We start from the raw sequence: 14,307 nt of genomic DNA on the forward strand, positions 1-14,307 counted from the left end.
CGGGGCTACCGTTAGGCTGGGGAACATGAAAATCGATATCGTGAGCGTGTTTCCCGAGTATTTTGAGGTGATGAACCTGAGCCTGATGGGCAAGGCACAGGCCAAGGGGCTGTTGGAGATCAAGGCGCACAATCTGCGCGACTGGACCCATGACGTGCATCATTCGGTGGACGATACGCCGGTGGGCGGCGGCGCCGGCATGGTGATGAAGCCCGAAGTGTGGGGCGAATGTCTGGATGAGCTGCTGGGACTTTCGCAGCAGTCTGACTCGGCCCCAGCTCCAGGTATTGCAGCTGACTCTGACGCCGATACGAACCAATCCGACGATCCGGTCTCCGCTGCCAACACGCAATCGGCATCCGTCAACGTTCTCGTTTCTTCTGACGGCTCTCCTGCCGAAAGTGACGTGTCCGCCCAGCCAAGCGCACCAGTGCTCATCTTCCCGAACCCGTCGGCCCCGCTGTTCACTCAGCGCGACGCCACGGAACTCAGTCATGCCAAGCATCTGCTGTTCGGCTGCGGCCGGTACGAGGGGTACGACGCGCGCATTCCCGACTACTACCGTTCGCAGGGCATCGATGTGCGCGAGTATTCCATTGGCGATTATGTGCTCAACGGCGGCGAAGTAGCGGTTTCGGTGATGCTGGAGGCCATTACCCGCCTTATGCCGGGCTTCATGGGCAACCCGGATTCCATTGTCGAAGAGTCCTACACCGGCGAGGGCGCGCTGTTGGAACACCATCAGTACACCAAGCCGGCCGTATGGCGCGATATCGCCGTACCGGATGTGCTGCTTTCCGGAGATCATGGCAAGGTGGATCGCTACCGCCGCGATGAGGCGCTGGCCCGCACCGCCGAGATTCGTCCGGATTTGATTGCGGCGCTGGATTGCAAGGCGTTGGATAAGGCCGACCGCAAGACCCTGATGGCTTTGGGTTGGGAGGTCTCCGCCGCCCACCCGCGCAAGTTGGAGTAGGCTACGCCTCCGGCTCAATCGCCTCAATATAGAACACAGCGGTTTCGCCGTAGTTGCGACTTTCGGTGATTTTCCAGCCCTCAGGGGCCTGCGGATCCTCCGATCGCACCGAACGTTCGAGCATAATCACCGTGTTGGTGTTAGTGGCGCTGCCCGCCGCCAAGTCGGCCAGAAGCTGGTTGCATTCGTCGGTTCCGTAAGCGTAGGGCGGGTCGATAAAAATCACATCGAACGGCTCGCCAAAACCGCCAGTCACCTGCTCGGCCTTTTTAGTGAGCACACGGGCTTTCAGCGAGGCGTCCCAAGAACGGTTTTTCTGCAGTTGCGCGAACGTCTTGGCGATAAGCGCCGCCGCAGGTCGGGAACTTTCCACGGCCACCAGCTCACGTGCGCCGCGGCTCAATGCCTCGATGCCCAGTGCGCCCGTACCGGCGAACAAATCCAGCACACGGGCGTCGTCCAGCACACCCCATGAATCAAGATGGGAGAAAATCGCCTCTTTGGTGCGATCCGTGGTGGGCCGAGTGCCGGTTTTCGGGGTGGTGAGTGCCGCACCCTTGAATCGTCCAGAAATAACGCGCATGTCTACCAGCCTAGCGGCTGCTCGGAACCATCGAACTCGTTAATACGGCCTTTGCAATATTCTGACTGACGGCCGGCTTCCCCACGGATCTCTCATAATTGAGGCAATCAAGGCACAACAATCGTCAATCTGGCCTTCGAGGGGCTGATTGGGGCATTTCAGGAGGTCTATCTCCGTTTCAAGGGGCTCCTCAAGCACGAAACATCGAGTATAAACGGTCTAACGATAACGTCATTCCGCCGTTTTGTGTCCATGTCTACTCAGCCACCAGCCCCTTGAAACGGAGATAGACTTCCGGGCAACCGGTGTATCTGCCCCTCGAAACCGAGAAGGCCTCAGCTGGAAGTCAAAAACGTCTCGTTGCCTCGGGTAAAGTCGAGGACCGCTCCGGCAAGCTGGACTTCGCCGGCCAGTTCGGGGTCGGCTTCGAGCAGCTGCTCGGCACGGGTACGAGCGTCGGCGATCATGTCGGCGTCCTTGACCACGCGCAACAGCTTCAGACTGGACTTGCCACCGGATTGGGCATCTCCCAACACGTCGCCGGCACCGCGGAATTCCAAGTCGGCCTGTGCGATTTCGGCCCCATCAAGCGAATTGTGGATGACCTCAAGGCGCTGCTCGGCGGGCGAGCCCGGCTCGGCACGGGAGATGAGGAATGCCCACGAATTGGTACCGCCGCGGCCCACACGACCACGCAACTGGTGCAACTGGGACAGGCCATACCGGTCAGCATCGAAAATGACTATGCAGCTGGCCTGCTTGACGTCCACGCCAACTTCAATCACCGTGGTCGAGACCAGAATCGGAGTCTCGCCGCTGGCGAAGTCAGCCATGACTTGGGTTTTGACATCATCCTTGTCTCGACCGGTCAATGTGGCGAAACGGATGCCGGCAAACTGCGGGAGCTTCTGCAATCGATCTGCGATTTCGGCTACCGAGTGCAACGGCGGGCGGACTACCGTCTCACCATTGTCGTCGAAAGTCTCATACGGATCATCAATGCCAATGTCATCGGCCGATGCGCGGGATGTCCGCGAAGAAGCCGCCCGACTGGATCGCCCGCTTGAACCCGCTGAAAGCCCTCGCGAACGCCGCGCGGAATCCGCTGCCGACACGCCGCCGTCATCTTCATCATCCGTATCGATGCGCGGGCAGACGATATAGGCCCGCTCCCCTGCATCCACACGCGCACGGATATGCGCGAACATACGCCCCATCGTGCCCGCGTCAGCTTCGTTAACCACCACCGTACGAATCGGTTTGCGGCCACCAGGCAGCTCAGTGAGCCAGGAAATATCAAGATCGCCGAACCAAGTCATGGCGGCGGTGCGCGGAATAGGCGTTGCGGTCATCACCAGCAGATGCGGCGTGGTGCCGTCATCGGTTTTGGCATTGAGACTTTCGCGCTGTTCCACACCGAATCGGTGCTGCTCATCAATGACCACCAAAGCCAGATGTGGTGCTTGGAACGTCTTGGAGAACGCCGCATGCGTAGCCACGATAATGCCCGGCTCGCCACTGGCCGCAGCAGCAAGAGCCTTACGCCGGGCTGCGAGTTTCATGCCGCCCGTTAGCAACGTGACAGGAACATTGAGGTCGGCGACCATCTTGCCAATAGTCTCAAAATGCTGTTCGGCGAGCACCTGAGTAGGAGCCACAAGCACCGCCTGATACCCCGCGCCGACCACTTGCAGCATGGCGGCGAGCGCCACCACGGTTTTGCCGGATCCGACTTCACCCTGCAACAGGCGTTGCATAGGCCAGTCACGAGCCAAGTCAGCGGCGATATCTTCAACTACCTGATGCTGACCAGCAGTCAGTTCAAATGGCAAGGATGCGATGAACCGATCACGCAAATTAGTTACGGCCGTCGTGCTGGCTGCGCCGGTTTCATTATCGCCGTCCAACAGGCACGGATGAGCAGACGACTTATGAGCATGTTGGCGGGCCTTCAGTAGCGAGGCCTGAGAGACGAACGCCTCCTCGTAGCGCAACGTCTCAATGGCCGCTTTGAATCGCACGGTGGAGTCCGGGTCATGAATGGCCAAGAACGCCTCCGCCCTGTGAAGCAGGCCCTTGGCCGCGCGTATGGATTTAGGCAGAATATCCGGGATGGACTGGGCGAGTGTGGCAACCTTGGACTCGGATTCCTCGCCGTCCTGCACCGCGATGTTGTCGGTGGAGGGCGCAGCGAGTTCGGCGGGCATGTTTTGGCCTTCAGGCACGGATGCTGCGCGCGCACCCATCATCCACAGCAGTCCCAGAATCGTCTCGTGAATATGTTCGGACGAGATGCGTGAGCTGGCGTGGTAGATCGGCCGGGGACGGCAGACGCGGGTGAGGGCGTCCGCCACGGTGTCGGCATCATATTTAAGCGTCGAAGCGGGCCAATCGGCGGCAGACTGGAAATTCGCGTATGGGCCAGCAGAGCCCGTGGATGCAGAATCGGCCGCAGCATCAGGAATACTGTTCTCGCCCCCCGAACCCGTCGCTGTTCCCGCCGGCCCGGGCGCGACGGTCACAATATCCGGGTGGGTGAACTGGAGTTGACCCATATATTCACTGGGCACACCAGAAACGACCAGAATCGGACTCGACTTGAGGCGTCTCGCCACCCAGTCAACATAATTCTTACGGCCGCCAAAGAATGTCAGCTGTGCGATACCTCCGGGCATATGGCGAGTGCGCGCATAATCGGTATCGTCCACAGTGGCGATGACACGTGACATGCGGCCTTGCACCACCCGCACATCGCGCACCTGAGCGGCAAACGCCATTTGCTGACCGATCACGGCCTCTCGAATCGTGCGCAGTGGCACCGGTTCGGTGACACGGAAAGGATAGTAGGTGAGTGCCTCGCCCACGGTGGTGACACCCAGCGATTTGAGCGCGGACACGCGACGCTTGTTGGGAACCAGCGAAGCGAGTGCGGTGTCCATGGTGATACTCATAGCGCTCCATTCTATCCGTAAGCCCTCGAACGGCATCACCTACAACAAAACCCGCCGAGCCGAAGCTTAAGCGGGTTTTGTAGACGTTAGTACGTTAGTACGCGATTCACGCGGCCACGCGCTGAACCTTGCCGGCCTTGAGGCATTTGCCGCACACGCGCAGGCGAGTGTTCTCGCCGTCGATCGTGGTGCGCACGGACTGCAGGTTCGGGCGGAAGCTACGCTTGGTACGACGGTGCGAATGGGAAACGGTGAAACCGGTCTGCGGTCCCTTGCCGCACACTGCGCAACGAGCTGCCATGATGGACTCCCTTAAACCTTGATGTGTCAAGTCTTTCACGTATCCGGTCACTGGTTTTACCCGGCAGGCCGAACACACAACTTCACAAATATATAGCTCAATACCGACAACCGCAACTCTTGCGTGTATCATAGCCCGACTCATCATCGCGGCATGCTCTGCATCAGGCTCGTGTGAAGCCTCTATTCGCCGCCATCCCGCGCACTACGCCGTCCGCGAATCGCCGGCAAAACAGTCATATTATCCAATACAACACGCCACCTTGTCTATTCCCTATCCAGCAAGCTCCCATATAATTTCGATATAAGAGATGGCATGGGAACGAAGGGGGCTCCCGTATTCGCGGCATACGCACTGCAACTGCTACGACTACGACCGCAACTCACAAAGAAGGAGGTTGTCATGTTAAATCTCAGGCGAGGCATCGGTACCCATGAGCCAAGCGTGATCTCGTTGGGCCAAGTGTGGGTAGACATCATGCTGGATGTGGACGAGATACCGGAACAAGGTGGATTCGCCGTGGCCGACCATCCGAAGCCCACCATCGGAGGCAGCTACCGAGTGCTGCAAGCGGCCAGCCGCATGGGCGTGCCGACCGAGCATGCCGGCATTTTGGGCAACGGCCTGTGGGCGCACTTCATTCGTCAGTCGTTCCAAGACAACGGCATCACGCATATCGGTCAGGATCGACTTGATGAGGATTCCGGCTTCCGCGTGGTGCTGACCTCCGGTTCCCCGAAGAAGACCTTCATCGCCTCCTATGGCGCCGAAGCGCACGGCGACGCCGATACGTTCAGCACACTCGAGCCGCAGGCTAAGGACGTGGTGCATATCAGCGGCAATACGCTGATGGACCACACGGCCGCAGGCGTAGACGGATTCCTGCTGAAAGCCGGCACCGATCCCGCCAAGCGCGATTACACACTGGTCATCAACCCCACCAATACGTTGCGACTGGTCAACGACCATATGCTTGAGGATTTGGTGCTTGCGCGCCCAGTCTGGTCCTGCAATCGTCAGGAGGCCATGACCTTGGCCGAACGTTTGGGCGCTCCGATTGACGACAGCAAGGTGACCATCGGCGGCGGTCTTGACGATTTCATGCATCAGCTCTGCGACGGTCTGGGAACCACATTGCGCGCGCCATTAGTGGTACGTGTCGGCGCTCGCGGTGCTTGGATACGCGAACCGGGCGGCGAGACGACACACATTGAAGGCTACCCCACCAAGGCCATTCATACTCGATCGGCAGGTGGCTGCCATACCGGCGTGATGTGCGCGATGCTGGCGAAGGGCCATGACTTGGCCGAATCGGTCAAAATCGCAAACGCGGCGGCTTCGATTGCCATTCAACACAGCGTCAACGGCGTGCCGCAGTGCCCTGAATATGACGAAGCGGCAGCGCTGATTGGGTAGCGTCTGCTGCATGAGCCAACGGACTCCCCTCAACAAGGGGAGTCTTCCATATGTGGGCTTAACCTCAACATTATTCACGTGCCGTTCAACTGGAATGACCCCTCTACCACTTTAAGCGCTCCTACGATAGATTGAGTTGAACACTGCCGAGGAGTGACATGACCAATTCCACGAATATCCACGAGCCCACCGGGGCCGAGAGCCAATCCACCGTGCCGACAAACGGCAAGTTGACCGCCCGCGAGAAGAAGTGGATCGTCTACGATGTCGGCAATTCGGCATTCGTGCTGCTCTCCACTGCAGTCATCCCCATCTACGCCAAATCGCTCATGCCCGCGGACGGCAACATCGTGTCCGCGTGGGGCTACGCGCAGACCATCGCATCGCTGGTCATCGCGCTGCTCATGCCGCTGCTCGGCTCCATCGCCGACGTACAAGGCATGAAAATCAAGTTCTTCCTTGGCTTCTTCGGCACCGGCGTGGTCACCTGCTGCGCGATGGCCCTGCCCCTGACCTGGCTGCCGTTCCTCGTCGTCTACATTCTGGCGACCATCGGCCTCAACGGCTCGCTGACGTTCTACGATTCGATGCTTATCGACACCACCTCGAACGAACGCATGGACAAGGTCTCCTCGCACGGCTACGGCTGGGGCTACATCGGCTCCACCGTGCCGTTCATCTTCTGCATCGCGCTGATCTTCGGCGGCCCGTCGCTCTTCGGCTGGTCCACGGTGGCTTGCACGCGCGCCTCGTTCATCATCACCGCCATCTGGTGGGCGGCATTCACCATCCCGCTGCTTACCAGCTACCGCCAGGTGCACTACCGTGCCACCCGCGACCAGCTGGGCTCGGCCGTGCGCGGCACGTTCAGCGAGCTGGCGGGCACGTTCGGCAAAATCGTGAAGAACAAGCCGTTGTGGATGTTCATGATCGCGTTCTTCTTCTACATCGACGCCGTGAACACGGTGATTTCGATGAGTACCTCCTACGGTGCCGAGCTTGGCATCGACTCCACCCAGCTGGTGGTGGCACTGCTCGTCACGCAATTCGTGGCCTTCCCCTGCGCGATTCTGTACGGCCGACTGTCCGGCCGGTTCGGCAGCAAGACGATGATCACGGCCGCAGTCGTGGCATACATGTGCATCGTGTTCTTTGCCGCGTTCTTTCTGAAGTCGGCCGCGGAGTTCTGGATTCTGGCGATTCTGGTCGGCATGTTCCAGGGCGGCATCCAGGCGCTCTCCCGCTCGTACTACGGCAAGATCATTCCCAAGGATCACGCCAACGAGTACTACGGCTTCTACGATATCTTCGGCAAGACCGCGAGCATCCTGGGCACGTTCCTCGTGGCCACCACCACGTCGATCACCGGCAACGCCTCCCTCGGCGTGCTTTCCATCGCCATCCTGCTGGTGTTGGCGTTCGTGTTCCTCCTCCTGCAGAAGGACCCAACGCAAGCGTAATGTCACCCATCAATCAGCAACAGGAACGCCGAAGCAGCAATAAAAACGGCAGATCCTACCGCCCGAGCCGCGACCTGAAACAATGTAGCCCTGCACAACGCACATATTTTGACAGGGCGGTAGTTGTCGCAAATTCTGCGACAACTACCGTTGGTGAATCGAACGCTATAATCAGAAACTTTCAGATGCTGAGTTCCATGCAGTGCCCCCTGTGACCGCAATGCGGGCAGGTAAGCTTGCGTGTCTTGGGCGTGTGTGCGGCGAATACGAACTCTCGCATACCCGGCTGGAAGGTCTCATGGCAAGCCGGACATAGGTACTGCACGCGGGAGCGATAGTACTTCGTCGCCGCAACGGCGAGCGCAATCGCCAGCAGAACGGCGACCGGCAGCGGCCACCATACGTCTGTCATCACACCGATGACGAGGCATGCAATTTGCAACAAAGTCGCGGGCAATCCGATTGCCAGCATGACCAAATATGTGGTGCGCAGGGAATGAGTGGTTGTGGTGTTCATAACGGTTGCCATGTCGGTTAATGTTGGCGATACGAAGTCAGACGCCGAGACCGTCAGTGCTTTGCGCAGCTGCAAGCAGTCATCAAGACGTTGCTTCTGCTCGGCGATACCCGACTGCAAGGATGCCGTCTGCTGATCCAGCAAATCAACCAGCACCCGTTCCGGCCGCTCGTCCGACAGAATCGAGCGAATCCGCTCCAGCTTGAAGCCGAGTCCTTTGAGAAAAAGGATGACCCGCATCCGCTCGACCTCTGCAGTCCCATACAGTCTTCGGCCGCCGTCGCTGATCTCATTGGGAATCAACAGACCTTTGGCGTCGTAGTACTGCACGGTTCGCACACTCACACCAGTGAGTTTGGCGATGTCCCCTGTGGTGCATCGGCTGTCCGTTTCATCGTCCATCGACATGGCCTAACCTCCTTTCACCAAGCAATATGCCGCATTACGCAACGTCACAAGCAACATATGACGCAACGTCGACCACAAAACCTTCACATATAAGCGGACTGTGGAAAGACATCCGACCATCGCAATTGTGCACTGGTTCACAGTGAATACCCCGAACCAGTTAGACGGCAGAACAGCATTACAGCCACACCTGTTCTTCAGGCTTTACCTCGCCGACCGCATTGGCCACACGTATGGCATCATTCCGACTCAATCTACCGGTGAATCCCTGTAGATCCGACCAGAGGAACCGCACCAGCTGCGCACAGCGAGCGGTCGTCAGATGGGTAAGCCCGGCATGCTCATACTCGGGCAGTTGCACATCGCCCGCCCCATGCCAGGTTGGATTGCTGGTCAGTTTCACAGCCACTCCGCCGTCATCGTCGGCTTGTATGACGATGGCGGCCACGTAATGGTTGCGTGATTTCGTCGGATCATCCTCGAACCGCACCTGCATGCGATACACGTCGAAGACATGCAATTGCTCCGGAACCGGCATCAATTCCGGAATATCATGATTATTCGCCATCGCGCCACGCCTTGGGCAGTACGGCAACACCATCGGCGCCCCGGCTTGGATTCAACACCATGGCGTTCGGCACTTCGACCACCGGATATCCCTGTTCGTCGACCCCACGGTACGTAACTCCATTGGCGGCAACATGTCCCGCGCGAGGCAGCACGGGTTCAGGCGCCTTCACCTCGAACGGAATACGACGCTGCGACACCAACTGCACGCTGGCCATATTCACGAACGTATTGAAATTCAATCCCATGGAATCAAGAATGGCGTTCACTTCAGCTTTGAGATCATCATCCATGCGAACAGTGGTAGTGCTCATAATGAATCCTTTCCAAAGCCAATTGTATTACTAATGACTTCTTTTCTCAATATAATCCGTAGGATGCTTAACGCTTTTGCATCATGACCTTGACATCGGGACAATCCCGCGTGAAACCAATCTCTGCCTTTGCGCTCATCAGCTGGGGAGCTCACGGTCACACTCATGCGTCGCAGACCACGAGCCTCACGCGCCTCCTCATTCCACATCTGTGTTAACAACATGTGTTAATCGCATGCATCGCCACCATGATTCCCCAATGATTTCGAGGGTTCCCCGGTCTCACTATTGTTTCTTCCCTAAGACCGCCTCAATCATCGGCACCTTCCTGGTAGCCACCACCACGTCCCTGACCGGCAACGCCTCGTTCGGCGTGCTCTCCATCGCCGTCCTGCTCGTCGCGGCGCTGGTCTTCCTGCTGCTGCAGAAAGACCCGACGCGAAACTAACTAATTTGCGACGCGCAATCAGCGCTCGCGATAATCCTTGAACAGTTGGATGGCGGTGGCCGCGATTCCGCACAGCACGCCGCCGATAGGCCATGCGACCCAGAACATGCTTGTAACGCCGGTCGACCAATCACCGCGCAGAGCAGCTGGGCTCAGGAACAGCAAGCACAGGCCAATCAGCGTGGCTATCATCATGATGATGCCGCATACCGCGCCGGTCAGTTTGGCGTAGAAATCCTGCTCGCCCGCATGCTCCTTGCGGTCGTCCTCGGCCGCTTTGTTGTATGCGTTGATATTGAGCAGACTGTATCTCATGCCGCAGTAGACAAACCCGAAAACACCGGGCGCACAGAGCAGCAGAAAAATTGCGTTGGGCCAGCCATCGGAGACGCCGAGCATGTCATCGGCATACACCGTCACCGCAATGCCAATCAGAATAGCCGAGATGCCACCGACGATGCCGATTACCAGCAGCCGCAATTCTCGGCTGCGGTCCTCCCCGGTGTAGAAATCTTCTACGTATGGGTGACGCCGTTTGAAGTCAATACGCGACAGACCTCCTGGAATCAGCATCGCCAGCCCCGCAATCACACCCACACAGACGCACAGAAACGTCAGAAAATCGTTGAGCGGCGTCGCTCCGAGAATGGAATTGCTGGAATCGAACAGGTTGCCGATGCCAACCCCGGCGACAATCGCAGCAACACCGCCGGCAATCAGCAGCGCGAATCGGCGGCGATGTTCATCGTAGCCAGTGATATCCTGCGCAAGCTCCGCGATAGGAGCGATTATGCCCGCCGTTTTGGAAGAAGCGGCTAAAGGCGATGCCGTCTCAGCCGAGGAGTCAACATTCGACGAACCGGCCGCAGAAGCCGACGCGGCAGGCCGACTCACATCGCCAAGTACCAGATCATCAAGCGTGCAGCCGAACAGGTCGCAGATCATAAGCAGCTTGTCCATCTCGGGATAGGCCTTTTCGGATTCCCATTTCGAAATGGCCTGACGCGAGACGCCAAGCAACATGGCCAATCGTTCCTGGGTCAGGTTGCGTTGCGCACGTAGGTACTGCAGGTTAGCGCGAAAACTCATTGGAATGTCCCTTCATACGTAATCTTTATCATGTCATGTTCGGCCGATGGGCTCACTATGGCATGCCGTCCATGTCACCCGCCACCATCTTTGGGTTGCAATCGCCGGTTATTCGAGCGCAACCACAAGTTGCATCGGCGGAATTCCGCCATTCCGTTGACCTGAGCAGCTTTAACATCGCACTCCACGAGACCGAAGCTTTTCCAGCTATGCGAGGGCAGCTTGTCTCACCTGCCACCACGAATCCGCTTCGACCCACGTACACATCTGTGTACAGCAGCGCTCGCAATCGGTTACCTACGACCCATATGATTTGCTGAGCGACCGCAAAACACGCAATAGCCGAGACAACACCGTCAGCGTTAAAGCTTAAGGCGACTACTTGCCCAATAGTCCGGAAATCTGGCTGATGATGTCAGCGGGCAGTCCTGCTTGTTCGGCAATGGATCCGAGGTCCAGATTGGCACCCTGCTCCTGAATTGCGCCAGCGACCTGACTGATCTGGTCGGCGGAGATGTTTTCCTCCGCCAGCGCCTGCAGCTCGTCAAGTCAGTCGGCGTTCAAATGGTCGCCAACGACCTGTTGATTTCACCCAACTGATCGGCATTGAAATGCTCACCGATTACCGCCGGCAAATCACCAATCGAACCGAGATTGAAATCCCCGCCAAGCACATTGCCTAGATTGTCTGCGGCAGAATTTTTCAGGCTATCGAACAGTCCCACATGTGCCGCTGGTACTGCTTGTTCAGCAACTGCTGCAGAGCATCGCACAGACCCTGCATCAATCGCCGCTCTTCGGCAGACAAGTCCCGCGTCTTACGCATCACAGCCCACGCCATCAGCCGCCGAAAAACTGGCATTGGTATCAGCTGAAGCCGCCGCTTCCACGTGCGTTGATTCTCAACCATGCTCATCAATTCGTCGCGAGCCTCTTGACCCATATCCCGAGCCAGCGAACACGTATTGGACAGCACCAGTCCCTCGATGCGTTCGGGATGGAACTTCGCCACGATTTGCGCGATCACGCCACCCAGCGACTGCCCAACCAGCCACACATGCTCATCCAACCCGTCCAGCAGGCTAGCGACGGCCCGCGCAAGCTTGGCGTTCGTGGTGAACTGCTCCTGATAATCAAACGTAATGACCGAATAATGCTCAGCGAATCGCTCGAAATGCAGATAGAACAGGTCGGGCAGCCCGATGCCGCCTGGCAACAGCACAACCGTAGCGCGGACGACGGGATTGCGATAGTACCGATATGAGAATTCCGCGCCGCCCGGCAATTGCATGGTTTGTTGCGAGTATCGCGCGCAGAACGAGGCAAGATTACTCATTGTCGATATCCCTTTCGATTGGGAGGCCTCACACAAAATCGCGTCTCTCGCTAATTGCGTGAGCCAACATGACTCCGATTGCGGGAGCGCAACACCGGTAGCGCCACTAATGCAGACATAGGCGTCCGGCAAATGGGCCAGATGGGCAAATGAGCACAACAAAAAAACTCAGCGTACGTTCTTCATCGCCGAAAATAGTCCGGGAAATCGTACGTTGAGGGACCGAATGCCCAAGGGGAAGCAAAAACGCTCGCAGTATATAGCTAGCGAGCGCGAATCTCAGGTGGGCGATGTAGGAATCGAACCTACGACCCCTTCGGTGTGAACGAAGTGCGCTAGCCGCTGCGCCAATCGCCCGAGGCAGTGATGAAAAAACCGGCAGTCACCTGCCGGCAATCCATCAAGTGGGCGATACAAGATTCGAACTTGTGACCCCTTCCGTGTCAGGGAAGTGCGCTACCACTGCGCCAACCGCCCGGGTCATTCTCCAGCCGAATCAATCGCGATTAATTGGCCTTTCGAGAGCGGACAACGGGACTCGAACCCGCGGTCTCAACCTTGGCAAGGTTGCGCTTTACCAACTAAGCTATGTCCGCATTCGTCACCCTCACAGGCAACAGATGTTAAAGATACGCGCTCCGTTGGAGAAATGCACCTGCCCTGCGTGTCCCGCGGGTTTTCGGGCTTTGCGGCCAATCACCGAGTCCGCCCATGAACGTAGTTCGCCGTAGCCGCATACAGCAGCCATGCGGCGGGCATGGCCAGCATGGACAACGGATAGAACCATTGAATCGGCGCATTGCCGTACAACAGTCCGCCAACAATCGGCCCCAATGACATGCCCAAATCGATGCCGGCGTAATACGTGCTGTTGGCGATGCCGCTGCACGCAAACAAGTGGCCAAATGCGACGTTGGCCACGATTTACTGAGTAATGAGCGTGTTCCACGCCCGCAGCCACCGATTCTTCGCTTAAGGCGAAGTGGTTGTCAGCGCGGCAACTGCACAATGAGAGCGTTACCAACAACCAATGCAAACCCGCCGGCAGCCGTAGCCGCCGCCCGCAAGGCCGTGGTTGAGGCCGACGGCGTGTGGATCTTCTCCCCCGAATACAACTACAGCTACCCGGGCGTGCTCAAGAACCTGCTCGACTGGCTGTCCCGCCCGCTGGAGCCGTTCCCGGCCGAGTCCGCTTCCGTGATGGTCGGCAAGAAGGTCGCCCTGTCCGCTGCCGCCGGTCAGTCCGCCGGCGCCGGCACGCTCGCCAAGCTCAACGAGGTGCTGGGCTTTGGCAAGACCGAACTGCTGCCCACCGACAAGCAGGTCGGAGTGGCTCTGGCTCCCGAGGCTTGGGGCACCGGCAAGCTCACCCTGTCCGATGAAGACGAGGCGCGTCTGGCTGCCGAGGCTGACGCCTTCCTCGCGCTCGTTGCAGAGTAGTTCATACTCGCAATAGCCGAGCCCAATAATCTTTCAGAACGTAAAAATCCCTCCGGTTCCTCTGACCGGGGGGATTTCTTATACGTCATCGATTACGCATAGATTCAATGGCGGCAATGTCACCGCCGCCAAGGGTTAGCTCATGCGATAATCAATACCCTCCGAGACAGTGACGCCCAATCACGACGTGAAATTGCGAGTTTTTCTTTAGCGAGAGGCATCTCAGCCTGATCAAGCGACTGGACACATGCCCATCTTCGTTCAAAGAGGTACATTTGAGACTTTGCAGAAAGCTATCTGCCTTCAAAGGGGTATTGAAACTCTGATATCGCAAGTATGAGCGTTGATATTCCAACGAAGATACTCGCGGTCTCGCAGTCTAGGTACTCCTTTGAAAGTAGATGACATTCTGCAACTTCTTTGGAAAGCTGATTTAGAGGTCTGAAAATATCTATCTCCATTTCGAGAGGCGGATGCGAACCGTTCCGAAGGTCTAATTCC

The 14,307-nt window shown here is 57.8% G+C and carries 15 protein-coding genes and 3 tRNA genes; 5 read left to right on the forward strand and 13 right to left on the reverse strand.

Going from position 1 to position 14,307, the window contains the following annotated elements:
* Positions 1–85 precede the first annotated feature (85 nt).
* Positions 86–976: a tRNA (guanosine(37)-N1)-methyltransferase TrmD gene (gene trmD, locus NBH12_RS00575; RefSeq protein WP_416335937.1), complete on the forward strand. Its 891-nt coding sequence runs from the start codon at positions 86–88 to the stop codon at positions 974–976.
* Between the two features lies 1 nt (position 977).
* On the opposite strand, the gene rsmD is transcribed toward trmD, so the two are convergent.
* From rsmD to rpmB, 3 genes are all read right to left on the reverse strand, one after another.
* The gene (gene rsmD / locus NBH12_RS00580) at positions 978–1,559 is read right to left on the reverse strand and encodes a 16S rRNA (guanine(966)-N(2))-methyltransferase RsmD (RefSeq protein ID WP_185964122.1); all 582 of its coding nucleotides are present in this window, start codon (positions 1,557–1,559) and stop codon (positions 978–980) included.
* 335 nt (positions 1,560–1,894) lie between these two features.
* A complete protein-coding gene (locus tag NBH12_RS00585; protein WP_250819050.1) occupies positions 1,895–4,510 on the reverse strand; it encodes an ATP-dependent DNA helicase RecG in 2,616 nt (871 codons plus the stop codon).
* Positions 4,511–4,616: 106 nt separating this feature from the next.
* A complete protein-coding gene (gene rpmB, locus NBH12_RS00590) occupies positions 4,617–4,811 on the reverse strand; it encodes a 50S ribosomal protein L28 (RefSeq protein ID WP_003829811.1) in 195 nt (64 codons plus the stop codon).
* Between the two features lie 402 nt (positions 4,812–5,213).
* Here rpmB and NBH12_RS00595 point away from each other — a divergent pair, with 402 nt between their 5' ends.
* Positions 5,214–6,227 carry a carbohydrate kinase family protein gene (locus NBH12_RS00595; RefSeq protein ID WP_025222156.1) on the forward strand — a complete coding sequence of 338 codons (1,014 nt, stop codon included), beginning with the start codon at positions 5,214–5,216 and terminating at the stop codon, positions 6,225–6,227.
* Positions 6,228–6,385: 158 nt separating this feature from the next.
* A complete protein-coding gene (locus tag NBH12_RS00600) occupies positions 6,386–7,687 on the forward strand; it encodes an MFS transporter (RefSeq protein ID WP_052790439.1) in 1,302 nt (433 codons plus the stop codon).
* Between the two features lie 181 nt (positions 7,688–7,868).
* Here the strand turns inward: NBH12_RS00600 and NBH12_RS00605 are convergent, their stop codons facing one another.
* The 3 genes from NBH12_RS00605 to NBH12_RS00615 form a co-directional block, all read right to left on the reverse strand.
* Positions 7,869–8,612, reverse strand: a complete 744-nt coding sequence (locus tag NBH12_RS00605) for a MerR family transcriptional regulator (protein ID WP_025222158.1) — start codon at positions 8,610–8,612, stop codon at positions 7,869–7,871.
* Between the two features lie 178 nt (positions 8,613–8,790).
* Positions 8,791–9,180 (reverse strand): hypothetical protein, encoded by a 390-nt coding sequence (locus NBH12_RS00610; protein WP_025301437.1) that lies wholly within the window; start codon positions 9,178–9,180, stop codon positions 8,791–8,793.
* Positions 9,170–9,493, reverse strand: coding sequence for a type II toxin-antitoxin system RelB/DinJ family antitoxin (locus NBH12_RS00615; RefSeq protein WP_013140191.1), 324 nt, complete (start codon positions 9,491–9,493; stop codon positions 9,170–9,172). The genes NBH12_RS00610 and NBH12_RS00615 overlap by 11 nt, the downstream gene beginning before the upstream one ends.
* Before the next feature lie 259 nt (positions 9,494–9,752).
* Between NBH12_RS00615 and NBH12_RS00620 the strand changes: the two genes are divergently transcribed.
* Positions 9,753–9,941 (forward strand): hypothetical protein, encoded by a 189-nt coding sequence (locus tag NBH12_RS00620; protein WP_003829805.1) that lies wholly within the window; start codon positions 9,753–9,755, stop codon positions 9,939–9,941.
* 18 nt (positions 9,942–9,959) lie between these two features.
* On the opposite strand, the gene NBH12_RS00625 is transcribed toward NBH12_RS00620, so the two are convergent.
* The 7 genes from NBH12_RS00625 to NBH12_RS00655 form a co-directional block, all read right to left on the reverse strand.
* Positions 9,960–11,030, reverse strand: coding sequence for a helix-turn-helix transcriptional regulator (locus NBH12_RS00625; protein WP_007057713.1), 1,071 nt, complete (start codon positions 11,028–11,030; stop codon positions 9,960–9,962).
* Positions 11,031–11,590: 560 nt separating this feature from the next.
* Positions 11,591–11,755, reverse strand: a complete 165-nt coding sequence (locus NBH12_RS00630) for a hypothetical protein (protein WP_003829801.1) — start codon at positions 11,753–11,755, stop codon at positions 11,591–11,593.
* Complete coding sequence (locus NBH12_RS00635) at positions 11,734–12,366, reverse strand: alpha/beta fold hydrolase (protein WP_014484310.1); 633 nt, start codon at positions 12,364–12,366, stop codon at positions 11,734–11,736. The genes NBH12_RS00630 and NBH12_RS00635 overlap by 22 nt, the downstream gene beginning before the upstream one ends.
* A gap of 284 nt (positions 12,367–12,650) precedes the next feature.
* Positions 12,651–12,723 (reverse strand) — tRNA-Val (locus NBH12_RS00640).
* Between the two features lie 48 nt (positions 12,724–12,771).
* A tRNA-Val gene (locus tag NBH12_RS00645) sits at positions 12,772–12,843 on the reverse strand.
* A gap of 46 nt (positions 12,844–12,889) precedes the next feature.
* Positions 12,890–12,962, reverse strand: a tRNA-Gly gene (locus NBH12_RS00650).
* A gap of 100 nt (positions 12,963–13,062) precedes the next feature.
* Positions 13,063–13,287: a hypothetical protein gene (locus tag NBH12_RS00655; protein ID WP_014484311.1), complete on the reverse strand. Its 225-nt coding sequence runs from the start codon at positions 13,285–13,287 to the stop codon at positions 13,063–13,065.
* Positions 13,288–13,374: 87 nt separating this feature from the next.
* Here NBH12_RS00655 and NBH12_RS00660 point away from each other — a divergent pair, with 87 nt between their 5' ends.
* On the forward strand, positions 13,375–13,806 hold the full coding sequence (locus NBH12_RS00660; protein WP_014484312.1) for an NADPH-dependent FMN reductase: 432 nt from the start codon (positions 13,375–13,377) through the stop codon (positions 13,804–13,806).
* The last annotated feature ends 501 nt before the right edge of the window (positions 13,807–14,307 follow it).

The sequence above is a fragment of the Bifidobacterium sp. M3-N-101 genome, assembly GCF_023656805.1.
In the GTDB taxonomy this organism is placed as follows: Bacteria; Actinomycetota; Actinomycetes; order Actinomycetales; family Bifidobacteriaceae; genus Bifidobacterium; species Bifidobacterium breve.

Bases quoted from the DNA above. Each gene is read 5' to 3' on its own strand.
- NBH12_RS00610 (WP_025301437.1), bottom strand. From the start codon at position 9,180: ATGGCGAATAATCATGATATTCCGGAATTGATGCCGGTTCCGGAGCAA.
- rsmD (WP_185964122.1), bottom strand. From the start codon at position 1,559: ATGCGCGTTATTTCTGGACGATTCAAGGGTGCGGCACTCACCACCCCG.
- rpmB (WP_003829811.1), bottom strand. From the start codon at position 4,811: ATGGCAGCTCGTTGCGCAGTGTGCGGCAAGGGACCGCAGACCGGTTTC.
- NBH12_RS00600 (WP_052790439.1), top strand. From the start codon at position 6,386: ATGACCAATTCCACGAATATCCACGAGCCCACCGGGGCCGAGAGCCAA.
- NBH12_RS00625 (WP_007057713.1), bottom strand. From the start codon at position 11,030: ATGAGTTTTCGCGCTAACCTGCAGTACCTACGTGCGCAACGCAACCTG.
- NBH12_RS00595 (WP_025222156.1), top strand. From the start codon at position 5,214: ATGTTAAATCTCAGGCGAGGCATCGGTACCCATGAGCCAAGCGTGATC.
- trmD (WP_416335937.1), top strand. From the start codon at position 86: ATGGGCAAGGCACAGGCCAAGGGGCTGTTGGAGATCAAGGCGCACAAT.
- NBH12_RS00620 (WP_003829805.1), top strand. From the start codon at position 9,753: ATGATTTCGAGGGTTCCCCGGTCTCACTATTGTTTCTTCCCTAAGACC.
- NBH12_RS00635 (WP_014484310.1), bottom strand. From the start codon at position 12,366: ATGAGTAATCTTGCCTCGTTCTGCGCGCGATACTCGCAACAAACCATG.
- NBH12_RS00660 (WP_014484312.1), top strand. From the start codon at position 13,375: ATGAGAGCGTTACCAACAACCAATGCAAACCCGCCGGCAGCCGTAGCC.
- NBH12_RS00615 (WP_013140191.1), bottom strand. From the start codon at position 9,493: ATGAGCACTACCACTGTTCGCATGGATGATGATCTCAAAGCTGAAGTG.
- NBH12_RS00585 (WP_250819050.1), bottom strand. From the start codon at position 4,510: ATGAGTATCACCATGGACACCGCACTCGCTTCGCTGGTTCCCAACAAG.
- NBH12_RS00605 (WP_025222158.1), bottom strand. From the start codon at position 8,612: ATGTCGATGGACGATGAAACGGACAGCCGATGCACCACAGGGGACATC.